At 74.4% G+C, this 16,710-nt stretch carries 14 protein-coding genes and 1 pseudogene; 14 read left to right on the forward strand and 1 reads right to left on the reverse strand.

What is annotated here, in order from left to right; genetic code table 11:
- Positions 1-309, reverse strand: a 309-nt coding sequence (locus JZ5iCDA_RS19995; RefSeq protein ID WP_366246661.1) for an alpha/beta hydrolase domain-containing protein, incomplete at its 3' end; no start/stop codon positions are given.
- On the opposite strand from JZ5iCDA_RS19995, the gene JZ5iCDA_RS09400 reads away from it, so the two are divergent.
- The 14 genes and pseudogenes from JZ5iCDA_RS09400 to JZ5iCDA_RS09465 form a co-directional block, all read left to right on the forward strand.
- Positions 209-1,288 (forward strand): tRNA (adenine-N1)-methyltransferase, encoded by a 1,080-nt coding sequence (locus JZ5iCDA_RS09400; protein WP_069386936.1) that lies wholly within the window; start codon positions 209-211, stop codon positions 1,286-1,288. The two genes, JZ5iCDA_RS19995 and JZ5iCDA_RS09400, sit on opposite strands and share 101 nt — an antisense overlap.
- 186 nt (positions 1,289-1,474) lie before the next feature.
- Positions 1,475-3,127 (forward strand): proteasome ATPase, encoded by a 1,653-nt coding sequence (gene arc / locus JZ5iCDA_RS09405; protein ID WP_069386937.1) that lies wholly within the window; start codon positions 1,475-1,477, stop codon positions 3,125-3,127.
- Positions 3,128-3,715: 588 nt separating this feature from the next.
- Positions 3,716-5,341 (forward strand): depupylase/deamidase Dop, encoded by a 1,626-nt coding sequence (gene dop / locus JZ5iCDA_RS09410; protein WP_069386938.1) that lies wholly within the window; start codon positions 3,716-3,718, stop codon positions 5,339-5,341.
- A 153-nt stretch (positions 5,342-5,494) separates the two neighbouring features.
- Positions 5,495-5,695, forward strand: coding sequence for a ubiquitin-like protein Pup (locus JZ5iCDA_RS09415; protein WP_069386939.1), 201 nt, complete (start codon positions 5,495-5,497; stop codon positions 5,693-5,695).
- A gap of 19 nt (positions 5,696-5,714) precedes the next feature.
- Positions 5,715-6,590: a proteasome subunit beta gene (gene prcB, locus JZ5iCDA_RS09420; RefSeq protein ID WP_069386940.1), complete on the forward strand. Its 876-nt coding sequence runs from the start codon at positions 5,715-5,717 to the stop codon at positions 6,588-6,590.
- Entirely contained in the window at positions 6,587-7,330 is a 744-nt protein-coding gene (prcA, locus tag JZ5iCDA_RS09425; RefSeq protein WP_069386941.1) for a proteasome subunit alpha, read from the forward strand. The genes prcB and prcA overlap by 4 nt, the downstream gene beginning before the upstream one ends.
- Positions 7,331-7,336: 6 nt before the next feature.
- On the forward strand, positions 7,337-8,698 hold the full coding sequence (pafA, locus tag JZ5iCDA_RS09430) for a Pup--protein ligase (RefSeq protein WP_069386942.1): 1,362 nt from the start codon (positions 7,337-7,339) through the stop codon (positions 8,696-8,698).
- A 93-nt stretch (positions 8,699-8,791) separates the two neighbouring features.
- Positions 8,792-9,769: an FKBP-type peptidyl-prolyl cis-trans isomerase gene (locus tag JZ5iCDA_RS09435; protein ID WP_069386943.1), complete on the forward strand. Its 978-nt coding sequence runs from the start codon at positions 8,792-8,794 to the stop codon at positions 9,767-9,769.
- Positions 9,766-10,536, forward strand: coding sequence for an imidazole glycerol phosphate synthase subunit HisF (hisF, locus tag JZ5iCDA_RS09440; RefSeq protein WP_069386944.1), 771 nt, complete (start codon positions 9,766-9,768; stop codon positions 10,534-10,536). The genes JZ5iCDA_RS09435 and hisF overlap by 4 nt, the downstream gene beginning before the upstream one ends.
- Before the next feature lie 148 nt (positions 10,537-10,684).
- Entirely contained in the window at positions 10,685-12,526 is a 1,842-nt protein-coding gene (locus JZ5iCDA_RS09445) for an ABC transporter ATP-binding protein (RefSeq protein WP_069386947.1), read from the forward strand.
- Complete coding sequence (locus tag JZ5iCDA_RS09450) at positions 12,523-14,412, forward strand: ABC transporter ATP-binding protein (RefSeq protein WP_069386945.1); 1,890 nt, start codon at positions 12,523-12,525, stop codon at positions 14,410-14,412. The genes JZ5iCDA_RS09445 and JZ5iCDA_RS09450 overlap by 4 nt, the downstream gene beginning before the upstream one ends.
- A gap of 74 nt (positions 14,413-14,486) precedes the next feature.
- Complete coding sequence (gene hisI / locus JZ5iCDA_RS09455; protein ID WP_069386948.1) at positions 14,487-14,960, forward strand: phosphoribosyl-AMP cyclohydrolase; 474 nt, start codon at positions 14,487-14,489, stop codon at positions 14,958-14,960.
- On the forward strand, positions 14,957-16,528 hold the full coding sequence (locus tag JZ5iCDA_RS09460) for an anthranilate synthase component I (protein WP_069386946.1): 1,572 nt from the start codon (positions 14,957-14,959) through the stop codon (positions 16,526-16,528). Before hisI ends, JZ5iCDA_RS09460 begins: the two co-directional genes overlap by 4 nt.
- Positions 16,525-16,710: pseudogene (locus JZ5iCDA_RS09465) on the forward strand (Trp biosynthesis-associated membrane protein); the annotation flags it as partial. The gene JZ5iCDA_RS09460 and the pseudogene JZ5iCDA_RS09465, both read left to right, overlap by 4 nt.

Here is a 16,710-nt window from a genome sequence, read left to right on the forward strand (position 1 = left end):
CGAGCCGTAGCGCTCCGGGCTCCACGCGCGCAGGCCGGTCGCGGAGTGCACGCCCGCGCGCTGCGCGGAGACGCCGACCCACGCGTAGCCCTCGCGCACGAGGTGCTCGTGGGTCTGGAACCAGTCGCCCGGGTCGTGACCGCGCTGCGCGAGGCGCGGCGCGGCTGACGCGACGGCCCGCCCGCAGGCGCCCGTAGGATGGTCGCCCGTGACCGACGAGCCCGCCTCCACGACGTCCGCCCCGCCCACCGCGACCGGGGCCGACCAGCGCCGCGGCCCCCTGCGGGTCGGTGACAAGGTCCAGCTCACCGACCCGCGCGGGCGGCTGCACACCATCACGCTCGCGCCCGGCGCGACGTTCCACACGCACAAGGGCTACCTGCGCCACGACGACCTCATCGGCCGCCCCGAGGGCACGGTGGTGCGCAACACCGCGGAGATCGAGTACCTCGCGATGCGCCCGCTGCTGTCCGACTACGTGCTGTCGATGCCGCGCGGCGCCGCGGTCGTCTACCCCAAGGACGCGGGCCAGATCGTCGCGATGGCCGACGTCTTCCCGGGCGCGCGCGTCGTCGAGGCCGGCGTGGGGTCGGGCGCGCTGACGATGTCGCTGCTGCGCGCCGTCGGCGACGCGGGCGAGCTCCACTCCATCGAGCGGCGCGAGGACTTCGCCGCCATCGCGCGCGGCAACGTCGAGACGTTCTTCGGCGGCCCCCACCCGGCGTGGACGCTGTCCGTCGGCGACCTCGCCGACGTCCTGCCGACCGTCGCCGCCGACGGCACCGTCGACCGCGTCGTGCTCGACATGCTCGCCCCGTGGGAGAACCTCGACGTCGTGGCGCGCGCGCTCGTGCCCGGTGGCGTGCTCGTCTGCTACGTCGCGACCACCACGCAGCTGTCCCGGCTCGCCGAGGACCTGCGCGCCGACGGCCGGTACGCCGAGCCCGTCGCGTGGGAGTCGATGGTGCGCGGCTGGCACCTCGAGGGCCTCGCCGTGCGCCCGCAGCACCGCATGATCGGGCACACCGGCTTCCTGCTCACCGCGCGCCGGCTCGCCGACGGCGTCGCGCCGCCCGAGCGCAAGCGTCGCCCCGCCAAGGGCGCGTACCCCACGGACGAGGAGCAGTGGTCGCCCGAGGAGCTCGGCGAGCGACCCGTGTCGGAGAAGAAGATCCGGCGCGTACGGCGGGACGTCGGGCAGGCCCCGGAGCAGGCGGCCGGCGGCACCGCGTCGGAGGCGGCCACGGACGGTCAGGGCGAGCAGTCGGACGACGTGCCGGAGGCGTGACGAGCGGGTGACGATCCGCGTCGCGTCGTCTCACCACGGGTGTCGTCCGTGTACGCGGACCACAATTGTGCCTAAGGTCTAGAACCCGACCGCGGACGGCGGACCACCGACGGGCCGCGCGGCACCCGCCGCGCTCCCTCGGGACCGTCCCGCGCCGGGCGTGCCGACGGCGAGAGGGGACACCCGATGAGCGAGACATTCGGCCGGAGCGACGAGGGCGCGACGAGCACCGCGCGCGAGCTGGCGCTGCTCTCCGCGAAGAACGAGAGGCTCGCCGAGGCGCTGCGCGCCGCCCGCGACCAGATCCTCGAGCTGAAGCGGCAGATCGACGAGCTCGCGAAGCCCCCGGGGACGTACGCGGTGTTCCTCGCCGCGCACCCCGACGGGTCGGTCGACGTGTCCGCCTCCGGGCGCAAGATGCACGTCGGCGCGAGCCCGACCATCGACGTCGAGCGCCTGCGCCCCGGCCAGGAGGTCAAGCTCAACGAGGCCATGACGGTCGTCGCGGCCGGCGGGTACGAGCGCACGGGCGAGATCGTCACCGTCAAGGAGATCATCGACGCCGACCGCGTCCTCGTCGTCGGGCGCGCCGACGAGGAGCGTGTCGTGCGCCTCGCCGGCTCCGTCGCCCGGACGTCGCTGCGCGTCGGCGACTCGCTGACCATCGACACGCGCTCCGGGTTCGTCTTCGAGGTCATCCCCAAGTCCGAGGTGGAGGAGCTCGTCCTCGAGGAGGTGCCGGACATCCGGTACGAGGACATCGGCGGTCTCGGGCCCCAGATCGAGCAGATCCGCGACGCGGTCGAGCTGCCGTTCACCCACCCCGACCTCTTCCGCGAGCACGGGCTGCGCCCGCCCAAGGGCGTGCTGCTGTACGGCCCGCCCGGGTGCGGCAAGACGCTCATCGCGAAGGCCGTCGCCAACTCCCTCGCGCACACCGTCGCGCGCTCGCGCGGCGACCAGGTGGAGACCGGCGCGGTGAAGAGCTACTTCCTCAACGTCAAGGGCCCCGAGCTGCTCAACAAGTACGTCGGCGAGACCGAGCGGCACATCCGGCTGATCTTCGCCCGGGCGCGCGAGAAGGCGTCCCAGGGGACGCCTGTCGTCGTGTTCTTCGACGAGATGGAGTCGCTGTTCCGCACGCGCGGCACCGGCTTGTCCTCCGACGTCGAGACGACGATCGTGCCGCAGCTGCTGTCCGAGATCGACGGCGTCGAGCGGCTCGACAACGTCATCGTCATCGGCGCGTCCAACCGCGAGGACATGATCGACCCGGCCATCCTGCGCCCGGGCCGCCTCGACGTGAAGATCAAGATCGAGCGACCCGACGCCGAGGGCGCGAAGGAGATCTTCGCGAAGTACCTCACCGACGACCTGCCCATCCACGCCGCCGACCTCGCCGAGCACGGCGGGAGCCAGCGCGAGGCCGTCGACGCGATGATCCGCTCCGTCGTCGAGCGCATGTACTCCGAGGACGAGGAGAACCAGTTTCTCGAGGTCACCTACGCCAGCGGCGACAAGGAGATCCTCTACTTCAAGGACTTCAACTCCGGCGCGATGATCCAGAACGTCGTCGACCGCGCGAAGAAGTCCGCCATCAAGGACCTCCTCGCGACCGGCCAGCGCGGCATCCGCGTCGACCACCTGCTCGCCGCGTGCGTCGACGAGTTCAAGGAGAACGAGGACCTGCCCAACACCACCAACCCCGACGACTGGGCGCGGATCAGCGGCAAGAAGGGCGAGCGCATCGTCTTCATCCGCACGATCGTCCAGAAGAAGGGCGAGGGCGGTTCGCCGCGCACGATCGACACGGTGACCAACACGGGGCAGTACCTGTAACGCGTCGTCGGGTCGTGCGGGTGCTGGGTGCGCCGGGGCGTGACCTCCGGGGCGGCCGTGCCGGGTCTACCATCCGCGCCGCTCGTCCCTCGCGGCGCTCCCGCCAGACCCGCCACGACCCGGCACGGCCGCCCCTCCGGCCCCGCCCCGGCGCGGTCGCGCACGCGACGTCGCCTCGGGCGATGATCACCGCCCACGTGGCTCGTCCGCGGAGCAGGGCCGGGCGCCACGCCGACGTGCCAGCGTGGGCGGCAGACGTCGGCGTGGCCGATGAGACCAGCCGACGGGCGCGCGGTCGTGCGGGAGGGGCACGCGGTGTGGCGGACGAGGTGAGCTGACGGACGAGCGGGTGGGGCGGCGTCGGATGCGAAGGGCGTAGAAGCCGCGCGCGCGAACCGACGGCCGAATGGCCACGGTGACGGCGCGGCAGCCCGAGCACCGACGACGCCCTGCCCGCGGACCCGGCCACGAGGCCCGAGCACCGACGGCGCCCTGCCCGCGGACCCGACCACGGACCGCGAACAGTGGACCGCGCGGCGCGTCGTCGCAGGTGCGGCATAGGGTGGGCGCGTGAGCGTGCGACGGGTCATGGGGATCGAGACCGAGTACGGCGTCCTGCAGCCGGGCCAGCCCCTGGCGAACCCGATGCTCATGTCGAGCCAGGTCGTCACGACGTACCGGGCGCTCGCCGCGCGCAGCGACGGCGCGCGGGGCCGGGCGCGGTGGGACTACGACGACGAGGACCCGCTGCAGGACGCACGCGGGTTCCACGTGCCGCGCGCGTCGGCGCACCCGTCGATGCTGACCGACGACCCGTCGGTGCCGGCGCCGTCGGGACCGGTCGCGGACGGCGCGCGGGCGGGGTCCTTGCAGGAGCTCGCGCGGCCGACGAGCGAGGAGTACGACGACCCCAGCGCGGCGAACGTCATCCTCACGAACGGGGCGCGGCTGTACGTGGACCATGCGCACCCGGAGTACTCGTCGCCGGAGGTGACGGTGCCGCACGACGTCGTGTGCTGGGACGTCGCGGGCGAGCGCGTGATGCTGGCCGCGGCGCGCGAGCTCGCGAACGCGCCGGGTGCACCGGTGGTGCTGTACAAGAACAACGTCGACGGCAAGGGCGCGAGCTACGGCACGCACGAGAACTACCTCGTGGACCGGGCGGTCCCGTTCGGCGTGCTCGTCGAGGTGCTCACGCCGTTCCTCGTCACGCGGCAGGTGTTCGCCGGGTCGGGGCGCGTGGGGCTGGGGCCGGCGGGGGAGGAGCACGGCTTCCAGGTCTCGCAGCGCGCCGACTACGTCGAGGCGGAGGTCGGCCTGGAGACGACGCTGCGCCGTCCGATCGTCAACACGCGCGACGAGCCGCACGCGGACCGCCAGCGCTGGCGCCGGCTGCACCTCATCATCGGCGACGCGAACCTCCTCGAGACGGCGACGTACCTCAAGACGGGCACGACGTCGCTCGTGCTGTTCGTCGTCGAGCACCTCGAGGAGCTCGGGCCGCAGGTGCGGTCCCGGATCGCCGGGCTGCGCCTCGCGGACCCGGTGGGTGACGTGCAGCGCGTGAGCCGCGACCTGGATCTCACGCAGCGGCTGCGGCTCGCGGACGGGCGCTCGCTGACGGCGCTCGAGATCCAGCGCGAGTACCTGGAGATCGCGGCCGACGCGTCCGCGCGCCTGGCCGGTCCCGAGGGCATCGACGCACCGACGCGGGACGTGCTCGCGCGCTGGGAGTCGGTGCTCGGGCGCCTCGCGACCGACCGGGACTCGTGCGCGCGCGACGTCGAGTGGGTCGCCAAGCTGCGCCTGCTCGACCGCCTGCGCGAGCGCGACGGCCTGGACTGGGGGCACCCGCGGCTCGCGGCGATGGACCTGCAGTGGTCGGACGTGCGGCCCGAGCGCGGGATCTACCACCGCCTGCTCGCGGCGGGCGCCGTGGACCGCGTCGTGACCGAGCGCGAGGTCGGCGCGGCCGTCCACCACGCGCCCGAGGACACGCGTGCGTACTTCCGGGGCGAGGTCGTGGCCCGGTACGGGGACCAGGTGTCGGCCGCGAGCTGGGACTCGGTGATCTTCGACGTCCCCGGCGCGCCGAGCCTGCAGCGCGTGCCCATGATGGACCCCTTGCGCGGGACGCGCGCCCACATCGGGGCGCTGCTCGACGCGAGCCCGGACGCGACGGCCCTCCTGGCGGGTCTCGCCGCACCGGGGTGAGGGTCCGGCGACTAGGCTGGAGGCATGACGGCGCCCCGCCCCTCGGGGCGCCGCGTGCGAGCAGGAACCGGTCGCGGTCCGCGGTCGGCCCCGGGTCGCACGCGAGTCTGGGACGACGAGCGCCGGGCGTGCCCGGCGGACGAGGAGGCAGCCATGGCGGGTACGGAACGGACGCACGCGTCGCACGAGGACCGGCGTCCCGACGACGAGCCGGACGCCCCGGAGGTCCCCACCGCGCCGCAGGCCCAGTCCCGCGACGCGGAGGTCGACGCACTCCTCGAGGAGATCGACGAGGTCCTGGAGACGAACGCGGAGTCCTTCGTCCGGGGCTTCGTGCAGAAGGGCGGCGAGTAGGAAGAGTGGTCGAGCGCCGATGAGCACCCACCAGCCGCAGCGCCTGCCCGGCCGGCTGCCCGACTCCTTCACGACCCCCGGGTCGTCGTCCTTCCTCGAGTTCCTCGCCGGTCACGCACCGGACCTGCTGCCGTCGCGCCGTGCGGCCTCGCACGCGGGCACCGCGCCCGACGCGCCGCACGGGACCACGATCGTCGCGGCCACGTTCGGGGCCGACGGCGCGGGCGGCGTCGTCATGGCCGGTGACCGGCGCGCCACGATGGGGTCGATGATCGCGCACCGCGAGATCGAGAAGGTCTTCCCGGCGGACGAGTTCTCCGCCGTCGGGATCGCCGGGACGGCCGGCCTCGCCGTGGAGCTCGTGCGGCTCTTCCAGCTCGAGCTCGAGCACTACGAGAAGATCGAGGGCACGCTGCTGTCGCTCGACGGCAAGGCGAACCGCCTGTCGACGATGATCCGGCAGAACCTCGGGATGGCGATGCAGGGCCTCGCCGTCGTGCCGCTCTTCGCGGGCTACGACCTCGACCGCGGCCAGGGCCGGATCTTCTCGTACGACGTGACGGGCGGGCGGTACGAGGAGCGCGACCACCACAGCGTCGGCTCGGGCTCGGTGTTCGCCCGCGGCGCGCTGAAGAAGCTGTGGCGGCCGGGGCTCGAGCGCGACGCGGTCGTGCGGGTCGCGGTGGAGTCGCTCTACGACGCCGCGGACGACGACTCCGCGACCGGCGGACCGGACACGGTCCGGCGGATCTGGCCGGTCGTCGCCGTCGTGACGGGCGCCGGGTACGAGCGCGTGCCGGAGACCGAGCTGGCGGCCGTGGTCGACCGGATCGTGTCCGAGCGCCGCCAGGGTGCGGCCGGCGGCCGCGCCGAGCAGGGAGGTGACCCCGCATGACGATGCCCTTCTACGTCTCGCCCGAGCAGCTCATGAAGGACCGGGCGGACTTCGCGCGCAAGGGCATCGCCCGGGGCCGTTCGGTCGTGGCGCTCGCGTTCGAGGACGGGATCGCGTTCGCGACGGAGAACCCGTCGCGCGCGCTGCACAAGATCTCGGAGATCTACGACCGGATCGCGTTCGCCGCCGTCGGCAAGTACAACGAGTTCGAGAACCTGCGCGTCGCCGGCGTGCGCTACGCCGACCTGCGCGGCTACTCCTACGACCGGACCGACGTCAACGCGCGCGGCCTCGCGAACGCGTACGCGCAGACGCTGGGCACCGTGTTCACGACGGAGTCCAAGCCGATGGAGGTCGAGATCGTCGTCGCGGAGGTCGGCGCGACCCCGGCGCAGGACCAGCTCTACCGCATCTCCTACGACGGCTCGGTGGCCGACGAGCAGGGCTACGTGGTGATGGGCGGCCAGTCGGAGCAGCTCGGCCGCATCCTCGCGGACGGCTGGAGCGCGGGCATGGCGCTGGACGACGCGCTGCGCCTCGGCGTGCGCGCGCTGGGCGCGGGGCCGGAGGAGTCGGACGCGCGGGAGATCCCGGCGAGCCAGCTCGAGGTCGCGGTGCTCGACCGCACGCGCCCGCGCCGGGCGTTCCGCCGGCTGTCCGGCTCCGTGCTCGAGGGACTGCTCCGGGACGGCGACGAGAGCGGCACGGCAGCGACGACCGACACGTCGGACGGGGGGTAGTCCCGGATGGACCGCAGGATCTTCGGCCTCGAGACCGAGTACGGCGTCACGTGCGCCTCCGACGACGGCCGCGGGCTGTCGGCGGACGAGGTCGCGCGCTACCTCTTCCGCAAGGTCGTCGCGTGGGGGCGCTCGTCGAACGTGTTCCTGCGCAACGGCTCGCGCCTGTACCTCGACGTGGGGTCCCACCCCGAGTACGCGACGGCCGAGTGCGACGACGTCCGTCAGCTCGTCGCGTACGACCGCGGGGGAGAGCGGATCCTCGAGGGCCTCGTCGCGGACGCGCAGCAGCGGCTCGAGCACGAGGGGCTGCCGGGGCGCATCCACCTGTTCAAGAACAACACCGACTCGGCGGGCAACTCCTACGGCTGCCACGAGAACTACCTCGTGCGGCGCCAGGGCGACTTCGCGCGCCTGTCGGACGTACTCGTGCCGTTCCTCATCACGCGCCAGATCCTCACGGGCGCGGGCAAGGTGCTGTCGACGCCGCGCGGGGCCGTCTACTGCCTGTCGCAGCGCGCCGACCACATCTGGGAGGCCGTCTCGAGCGCGACCACGCGGTCGCGGCCCATCATCAACACGCGCGACGAGCCGCACGCGGACGCCGAGAGCTACCGGCGCCTGCACGTCATCGTCGGGGACTCCTCGATGGCGGAGACCACGACGATGCTCAAGGTCGGGGCGACCGACCTGATCCTGCGCATGGTCGAGGCCGGCATGCCGATGCGCGACCTCGCGCTGGAGAACCCGATCCGGTCGATCCGCGAGATCAGCCACGACGTCACGGCCAAGCAGCCCGTCCAGCTCGCGAGCGGGCGCACCGTCACGGCGATCGACCTGCAGGCGGAGTACCTGCAGCGCGTCAAGGAGTTCGTCGAGGCGGAGGTCTCGCCGACGCCGGTCGTCAAGCAGGTGCTCGACCTGTGGGAGCGGGGCCTGCGGGCCCTCGAGACGGGCGACCTGTCGCTCGTCGACCGCGAGCTGGACTGGGTCATCAAGTACCGGCTCATCGAGCGGTACCGGGCCAAGCACGGCCTCGAGCTCGACGACCCGCGCATCGCGCGCCTCGACCTCGCCTACCACGACATCTCGCGCACGGAGGGCCTGTACAACCTGCTCGCCGCGCGCGGGATGGTCGAGCGGATCACGACCGACCTCGAGGTGTTCGAGTCGACCGCGGTCCCGCCGCAGACGACGCGCGCCAAGCTGCGCGGCGACTTCGTGCGCGCCGCGCAGGAGGCCCGCCGCGACTACACGGTCGACTGGGTGCACCTCAAGCTCAACGACCAGGCGCAGCGCACGGTGCTGTGCAAGGACCCCTTCCGCAGCGTCGACGAGCGCGTGGAACGACTCATCGAGTCGATGTGACGTGCGGGGCGTGATGTGAGGACCGTGGTTCCCACGGCCGTCCGATCCCTCCGGGGTCCGGCACGGCCGGTACGACGTCGCGCGCCCGGGCCGGTGCGCGGCCCGCGCGGCGTGCTCGCCGTCGTGCTCGCGCTCGTCGCCGCCCTCGTCCTGGGCGCGTGCGAGGAGCCCGAGGACGCGACCCCGACCCCGCTCAACACCGCGGTCGAGGTCGCGGGCTCCGCGGGCGAGCCGCCGACGCTGACCTACACGACCCCGCTCGACGTGCCGGACACGCGCTCGGAGGTGGTGTGGCCGGGCACGGGGCGCGAGCTCGTCGACGGGGGCCCGCTGCTGCTCAACATGTACGCGCAGGACGCCCGCGACGGCACGGTGCTGCAGAACACGTACACCGACGCGCCGCAGTGGTACTCCCTCACCGACGAGTCCGTCGGGAGCGCGCTCGCGGACCTCCTGCGCGGGCAACGCGTCGGGGCACGCCTGCTGCTCGTCGAGCAGGACGACGACGTCCCGGTCGTCCTCGTCGTGGACGTGCTGCCGACCCAGGCGGACGGCGAGCCCGTCGAGCCCGTGGAGGGCGCCCCGACCGTGGAGGCGGGCGAGGACGGCGCACCGACCGTCACGGTCCCGTCGGACACGCCGCCCCCGACGGACCTCGTCGTGCAGCCGCTCGTGCGCGGCGACGGCGCGCAGGTCGAGGCGGGGCAGGTCGTCACCGTGCGCTACACGGGCGTGCGCTGGTCGGACGGCGAGGTGTTCGACTCGACGTGGGCGGAGGGCACGGCGCCCTCGTCGGTGATGATCGGCATCGGCGAGGTCATCGAGGGCTGGGAGCAGGGCCTGCTCGAGCAGTCGGTGGGCAGCCGCGTGCTCCTCGTCGTGCCGCCCGGGCTCGGGTACGGCGGGACCGCGAACCCGCTCGCCGAGGAGACGCTCGTCTACGTCGTCGACATCCTCGACGCGCACTTCCCCGTGACCGCCGAGGAGGCCGCGGGCGAGTCCTCCGAGGCCCCGCCCGCCGCCCCCGACCAGACCGGCGAGCAGCCGGCCGACCAAGGAGCTTCCTCATGACCGTGGCGATCCGCGTGATCCCGTGCCTCGACGTCGACGCCGGCCGGGTCGTCAAGGGCGTGAACTTCGAGAACCTGCGCGACGCCGGCGACCCCGTCGAGCTCGCGTCGCGCTACGACGGGGAGGGGGCCGACGAGGTCACGTTCCTCGACGTGTCCGCGTCGTCGGGCAACCGCGAGACGACCTACGACGTGGTGCGCCGCACCGCGGAGCAAGTCTTCGTGCCGCTCACCGTGGGCGGCGGCGTGCGCACCGCCGACGACGTCGACCGGTTGCTGCGGGCCGGCGCGGACAAGGTCGGCGTGAACACCGCGGCGATCGCCCGTCCGGAGCTGATCGCCGAGATCGCCGACCGCTTCGGGAGCCAGGTGCTCACGCTGTCCGTCGACGCGCGGCGCACGACGGGCGACACGCGCACGGCGTCCGGGTACGAGGTGACGACCCACGGCGGGCGGCGTGGCACGGGCATCGACGCGGTGGAGTGGGCGGCACGCGCCGCGACGCTCGGCGCGGGCGAGATCCTGCTGAACTCCATGGACGCCGACGGCACGACGGCCGGTTTCGACCTCGAGATGTTCGCCGCGGTCCGCCGTGAGGTGCAGGTCCCGCTCATCGCGAGCGGCGGGGCCGGCACGCCCGAGCACTTCGTCGAGGCGGCCCGCGCCGGGGCCGACGCGGTGCTCGCGGCGAGCGTGTTCCACTTCGGCGCCCTCACCGTGGCGCAGGTGAAGGACGCGATGCGCGCCGCCGGCGTCGAGGTGCGCTGACGCGATGACGAGCACGACACCGCGCACCGCGCGTCCCGGCACCCCGCCCACGACCACCGTCCCGCCGGCCGGCACCCTGCCGGACGAGCCGTCCGTCCGCCGCCCGCACGGGCTCACCGGCTCGCGCGTGCGGCGCTCGCTCGTGCTCATGGGGCGCGGCATCCGCGACGAGTGGCGCACGTACGTGCTCGCGATCGGCGCGTCGGCCGCGTTCGGCGCGCTCACCGTCGGCGTCAGCCGCGCCGTCGGCACGGTCACGGACGAGGTCGTCGTGCCGGCGCTCGCGGGCGACGAGGCCGCGCGCGACCGTATCTGGGTCGCCGGCCTGGTGCTCGCGGGGATCGCGCTCTCGCTCGCGCTCAGCGTCGCCGCGCGCCGCATCTTCGCCGGCAACGGCTACGCGGCGCTGCAGGCCCGCCACCGGACCGCGGTCTCCCGGCAGTACCTGCGCCTGCCCATGTCGTGGCACCGCGCGCACCCGGCCGGTCAGCTCCTGTCCAACGCGAGCTCGGACGTCGAGGCAGCGACCGGCGTGTTCAACCCGCTGCCGTTCGCGCTCGGCGTCGTCGTCATGATCGGCGTCGCCGCCGTCATGCTCTTCCGTGTCGACGTGTGGCTCGCGTGCGCGGCGCTCGTCGTGATCCCGCTCGCCGTCGTCGTCAACGTCGTCTTCCAGCGCCACATGTCGCCGGCCGTCACCCGTGCCCAGCAGCTGCGGGCCGAGGTCGCGGACGTCGCGCACGAGAGCTTCGAGGCGGCGCTGCTCGTCAAGTCCCTCGGGACCGAGGCGCGCGAGGAGCGGCGCTTCGCCGAGCGCGCCGACACGCTGCGCGCGGCCAACGTCCGCGTCGGCGTCGTCCGCGCCTTCTTCGACCCCGTGATCGAGCTCCTGCCGTCCCTCGGCACGCTCCTCGTGCTCGGCGTGGGGACGGTGCGGCTCGCGGCGGGAGGCGTGGAGGCCGGTGACATCGTCACCGCCGCCTACCTGCTGACGGTCATGGCCGTGCCCGTCCGCGCGTTCGGCTGGGTGCTTGGCGAGCTCCCGCGCGGCCTCGTCGGCTACGAGCGCATCAGCCGCGTCATCGACTCCGGCGGGGTGCTCGTCCCCGGCACGCGCCCGCTGCCCGGCACCGGGCGCGGCCTCGGCGTGCGGCTCGAGGGCGTCGGGCTCGACGTCCGCGCCGGGGCCCGCGACGTCACGCTCCTGGACGGGGTGGACCTCGACCTGGCCCCGGGATCGGTCGTCGCCGTCGTCGGCCCGACCGGCGCCGGCAAGACGACGCTCGTCTCGCTGCTCGCGCGCCTGTCCGACCCGACGCGCGGGCGCGTGCTGCTCGACGGCACGGACGTGCGCGAGGTGCGCGAGGACGAGCTCACGCGGCAGGTCGCGCTCGTCGCGCAGCAGGCGTTCGTCTTCGAGGACACCGTGCGCGGCAACGTCACGCTCACGGACGAGGGCGCGGGTGGGCCCGACGACGACCAGGTCTGGGAGGCGCTGCGGCTCGCGCGTCTCGACGACGTCGTCGAGCGGCTGCCGGAGGGCCTCGACGCCCCCCTCGGGGAGCGCGGGGCGAACCTGTCGGGCGGGCAGCGCCAGCGCCTGGCGATCGCCCGCGCGCTCGTGCGGCGGCCGCGGCTGCTCGTCCTCGACGACGCGACGTCCGCCGTGGACCCGCGCGTCGAGCAGCAGATCCTCGCGGGGCTGCGGCGCGACGGCGCGGACCGGCCGACGGTCGTCATGGTCGCCTACCGCATGGCGAGCGTCGCGCTCGCGGACGTCGTCGTGCACGTGGAGTCGGGGCGCGTGGTCGACGTCGGCACGCACGCCGAGCTCGTCGCGCGCGACCCGGGGTACCGCGAGCTCGCGACCGCGTACGCGCGCGAGGCCGAGCGACGGGCGGCGGACGAGCGCGACGCGCTGGACCGCCAGGAGGACGAGGAGGCGGACGTCGTCGTGCGTCGCGCCGAGGCAGGGGCGCTGGAGGAATGAGCACGAGGACCACCGGACCGGCTCCCGCCGGCCAGCGCACCGGCACGGCGCCCGACGAGGCCGCGCCCCGGGACGCCGACGCGCGCATCGCTTCAGCGAGCACGCTCGGCGTGCTCGCGACCCTGCGCCGCGGCGTCCAGGTGTCGCCGCAGATCCTCGACGGGCTGTGGATCACCCTTGCGCTGGCGGTCGCCGCCGCGCTCGGCCGGATCGTCGTGCCCGTCGCCGTGCAGCAGACCATCGACACCGGCGTCCTCGCCGAGGGCGGCCCGGACACGACGCGCGTCGCGGTGCTCGTCGGCGCGGCGGCGGCCGTGCTCGTCCTCGCGGGCCTGTGCTCCGCCCTCGTGAACGTGCGCCTGTTCCGATCGACCGAGGCAGGCCTCGCGGCGCTGCGCGTGCGCGCGTTCCGGCACGTGCACGACCTGTCCGTGCTCACGCAGAGCACCGAGCGGCGCGGCTCGCTCGTGTCGCGCGTGACGAGCGACGTCGACACGATCTCGCTGTTCGTGCAGTGGGGCGGCATCATGCTGCTCGTCTCGGTGCTGCAGATCGCCGTCGCGACGGTGCTCATGGCGATCTACTCGTGGCAGCTCACGCTCGTCGTGTGGGCATGCTTCGTGCCGCTGTTCCTCGTCCTGCGCCCCGCGCAGCGGCGCGTCAACGACGCGTACACCGCGGTGCGGGCCCGCGTGGGCGCGATGCTCGGCGCGATCTCGGAGTCCGTCGTGGGCGCCGAGACGATCCGCGCCTACGGCGTCGGTGCCCGCACGGCCCGCCGCATCGACGCGGCCGTCGAGCAGACCCGGCGCGCCATGGTCCGGGCGCAGAAGCTCGTCGCCGTCGTGTTCTCCAGCGGCGTGCTCGTCGCGAACCTCGTGCTCGCGGTCGTCGTGGTCGTGGGGTCGCTCCTCGGCGTGGCGGGCGACATCTCCGTGGGCCGGCTGCTCGCGTTCCTCTTCCTCGTCCAGCTCTTCACGGGCCCGGTCCAGATGGCGACGGAGATCCTCAACGAGCTGCAGAACGCCGTCGCGGGCTGGCGCCGCGTGCTCGCGGTCCTCGAGACGCCCGTCGAGGTGGCCGACGCGGGCGACGACGGCGTCGTCAGCCCGCGCGGCCCCGCGCACGTGCGGCTCGAGGGCGTCCGGTTCGCCTACCCGGGCGGCCCGGAGGTGCTCCACGGCGTCGACCTCGACCTGCCGGCCCGCGCGTCCGTCGCCGTCGTCGGCGCGACCGGCTCCGGCAAGACGACGATCGCCAAGCTCGTCACGCGGCTCATGGACCCGACCGCGGGCCGGGTCCTGCTCGACGGCGTCGACCTGCGCGACCTGCGCGCGTCGAGCCTGCGCGAGCGCGTCGTGCTCGTCCCGCAGGAGGGCTTCCTCTTCGACGGGACGCTCGCCGACAACGTCGCGTACGGCCTGCGCGACGCCGACGCGCCCGAGGCGCGGGCGACGGGCACGGACGCGCGCGGGCGCATCGAGGCCGCCGTCGGCCGGCTCGGCCTCGCGGACTGGGTCGCGGACCTCCCGGACGGGCTCGACACCCAGGTCGGCCAGCGCGGCGAGTCCCTGTCCGCGGGCGAGCGCCAGCTCGTCGCGCTCCTGCGCGCCTACCTCGCCGAGGGGGACCTCCTCGTGCTCGACGAGGCGACGTCCGCCGTCGACCCCGCCACGGAGGTGCGCATCGCGCGGGCGCTCGCGTCCCTGACCGCCGGGCGCTCGACCCTGACCATCGCCCACCGCCTGTCCACGGCCGAGGCCGCTGACCTCGTGGTCGTGGTCGACGCGGGGCACGTCGTCGAGGTCGGCCCCCACGAGCAGCTCGCGCGGACGGGCGGCGTGTACGCGCGCATGCACGACGCGTGGGTCACGCAGACCCGGTGACGGGCGTGACGGGCGTGACGGGCGCGACGAGCGGGACCGGCGGCCGAGGTCGCGTCGTCTGGCAGGATTCTCGGGTGCCCGACGACTCGACCCGCCCCGCCCCGGCCACGTCCCTCGACCCCGACGTCGCGGCGCGCCTCAAGCGCGACGACGCCGGCCTGGTGGCGGCGGTCGTCCAGCAGCACGACACCGGCGAGGTGCTCATGCTCGGCTGGATGGACGACGAGGCGCTGCACCGCACGCTCACCACGGGGCGCGTGACGTTCTGGAGCCGCTCGCGCCGCGAGTACTGGCGCAAGGGCGACACGTCCGGGCACGTCCAGGTCGTGCGGTCCGTCGCGCTGGACTGCGACGGCGACGCGCTCCTCGTGCGCGTGCACCAGGTGGGCGCCGCCTGCCACACCGGGACGCGCACGTGCTTTGAGGCCGGTGGAGACCTCGGCGCCGTCGTCGGCGAGCTGCCGGGCACGGCGCCCGCCGCGGACGCCGGCGCCCCGGCACCGTCCTCGCCCACGCCGCCGTCCGATCCCGAGGAGGAGAACCAGTGAACGCGACCGGAACGGCCGAGCGCACGACCGTCCCCGCCGGAGGGCCGGCGTGGGGCGAGACGTGGCCGGTCGCCGAGGGGTTCCGCGAGCTCGCCGCGTCGCGCCGGGTGATCCCCGTGGTGCGCCGCCTGCTCGCCGACGACGTGACGCCGGTCGGTCTCTACCGCACGCTCGCGGGCGGCCGACCGGGGACGTTCGTGCTCGAGTCCGCCGAGTCGGACGGGACGTGGGGGCGCTGGTCGTTCGTCGGCGCCGCGTCCCGCGCCACCCTCACCGCGCGCGACGGCCGGGCCGTGTGGTCCGGCGACGTGCCCGTCGGCATCCCGACCGAGGGCGACGTCGTCGAGGTGCTCGACGCGACGCTCGAGGCGCTGCGGACGCCGCAGCTCGAGGGCCTCCCGCCGCTCACCGGCGGGCTCGCCGGGGCCATCGGGTGGGACGTCATCCGGCACTGGGAGCCGACGCTGCCCGCGGCGGCCCCGGACGAGCTCGGCGTGCCCGAGCTGACCCTGTGCCTCGCGACGGACGTCGCCGCCGTCGACCACCGCGAGGGCAGCGTGTGGCTCGTCGCCAACGCGATCAACTTCGACGACACCGACGAGCGCGTCGACGAGGCGTACGCCGACGCCGTCGCGCGCCTCGACGCGATGCAGGCCCGCCTCGTCGCGGGCGGCGCGCACGTCGTCTCGGCCGCGCACGACGCGCCCGAGCCCGAGCTCGAGTTCCGCTCGACGCGCGAGGAGTTCGAGGACGCGGTCGTCGCGGGCAAGGACGCCATCCGGGACGGCGAGGTCTTCCAGGTGGTGCTGTCCCAGCGCCTCGACCTCGACTGCCCGGCCGAGCCGCTCGACGTCTACCGCGCGCTGCGGACCATCAACCCGAGCCCGTACATGTACTACTTCCAGCTCACCGACCCCGACGGGCGCGACTTCGCCGTCGTCGGCTCGAGCCCTGAGACGCTGGTCAAGGTCACCGACGGGCGCGTGGTGACGTTCCCCATCGCGGGGTCGCGCCCGCGCGGCGCGACGCCCGAGGAGGACGTGGCGCTGGGGGAGGAGCTCCTCGCCGACCCCAAGGAGCGCGCCGAGCACATCATGCTCGTGGACCTGTCCCGCAACGACCTCGTCAAGGTCTGCGAGCCCACGTCCGTCGAGGTCGTGGAGTTCATGGCGACCAAGCGGTTCAGCCACATCATGCACCTGTGCTCGACGGTCGTCGGCACGCTGCGCGAGGGCGCGACCGCGCTCGACGCGTTCCGCGCGACGTTCCCGGCCGGGACGCTCTCGGGCGCGCCGAAGCCGCGGGCCATCGCGCTCATCGACGAGCTCGAGCCGGCGCGCCGGGGCATCTACGGCGGCACGGCCGGGTACTTCGACTTCGCGGGCGACATGGACATGGCCATCGCGATCCGCACGGCGCTGATCCGCGACGGGCGTGCGAGCGTCCAGGCGGGCGGCGGGATCGTCGCCGACTCGGTGCCCGCGCTCGAGTACGCCGAGTCGCGCAACAAGGCGGCCGCCGCCGTGCGCGCGGTCCAGGTGGCGGCGCGGCTGCGGGGCCTCGCGTGAGGACCCCGACGCGCCGCACCGCGGTCTGGACGCTGCTCCTGCTCGGTGGGGCGACGCTCGCCGCAGCCGCCCCGACGTGGTCGACCACGACCGGCGCGACCGCGCTCGAGCCCGTCGTCGACGTCGCGGTGAGCGGCACGACGGCCGCGCCGGGCGTCGGCGCCGCGGCGCTCGTCCTCGTC

It is taken from the genome of Cellulosimicrobium cellulans (genome assembly GCF_001722485.1).
GTDB classification, from domain to species: Bacteria; Actinomycetota; Actinomycetes; order Actinomycetales; family Cellulomonadaceae; genus Cellulosimicrobium; species Cellulosimicrobium cellulans_A.

Excerpts from the sequence above, each read along its gene's own strand:
- arc (WP_069386937.1), top strand. The coding sequence starts at position 1,475 with ATGAGCGAGACATTCGGCCGGAGCGACGAGGGCGCGACGAGCACCGCG.
- dop (WP_069386938.1), top strand. The coding sequence starts at position 3,716 with ATGGGGATCGAGACCGAGTACGGCGTCCTGCAGCCGGGCCAGCCCCTG.
- JZ5iCDA_RS09415 (WP_069386939.1), top strand. The coding sequence starts at position 5,495 with ATGGCGGGTACGGAACGGACGCACGCGTCGCACGAGGACCGGCGTCCC.
- prcB (WP_069386940.1), top strand. The coding sequence starts at position 5,715 with ATGAGCACCCACCAGCCGCAGCGCCTGCCCGGCCGGCTGCCCGACTCC.
- prcA (WP_069386941.1), top strand. The coding sequence starts at position 6,587 with ATGACGATGCCCTTCTACGTCTCGCCCGAGCAGCTCATGAAGGACCGG.
- pafA (WP_069386942.1), top strand. The coding sequence starts at position 7,337 with ATGGACCGCAGGATCTTCGGCCTCGAGACCGAGTACGGCGTCACGTGC.
- hisF (WP_069386944.1), top strand. The coding sequence starts at position 9,766 with ATGACCGTGGCGATCCGCGTGATCCCGTGCCTCGACGTCGACGCCGGC.
- JZ5iCDA_RS09445 (WP_069386947.1), top strand. The coding sequence starts at position 10,685 with ATGGGGCGCGGCATCCGCGACGAGTGGCGCACGTACGTGCTCGCGATC.
- JZ5iCDA_RS09450 (WP_069386945.1), top strand. The coding sequence starts at position 12,523 with ATGAGCACGAGGACCACCGGACCGGCTCCCGCCGGCCAGCGCACCGGC.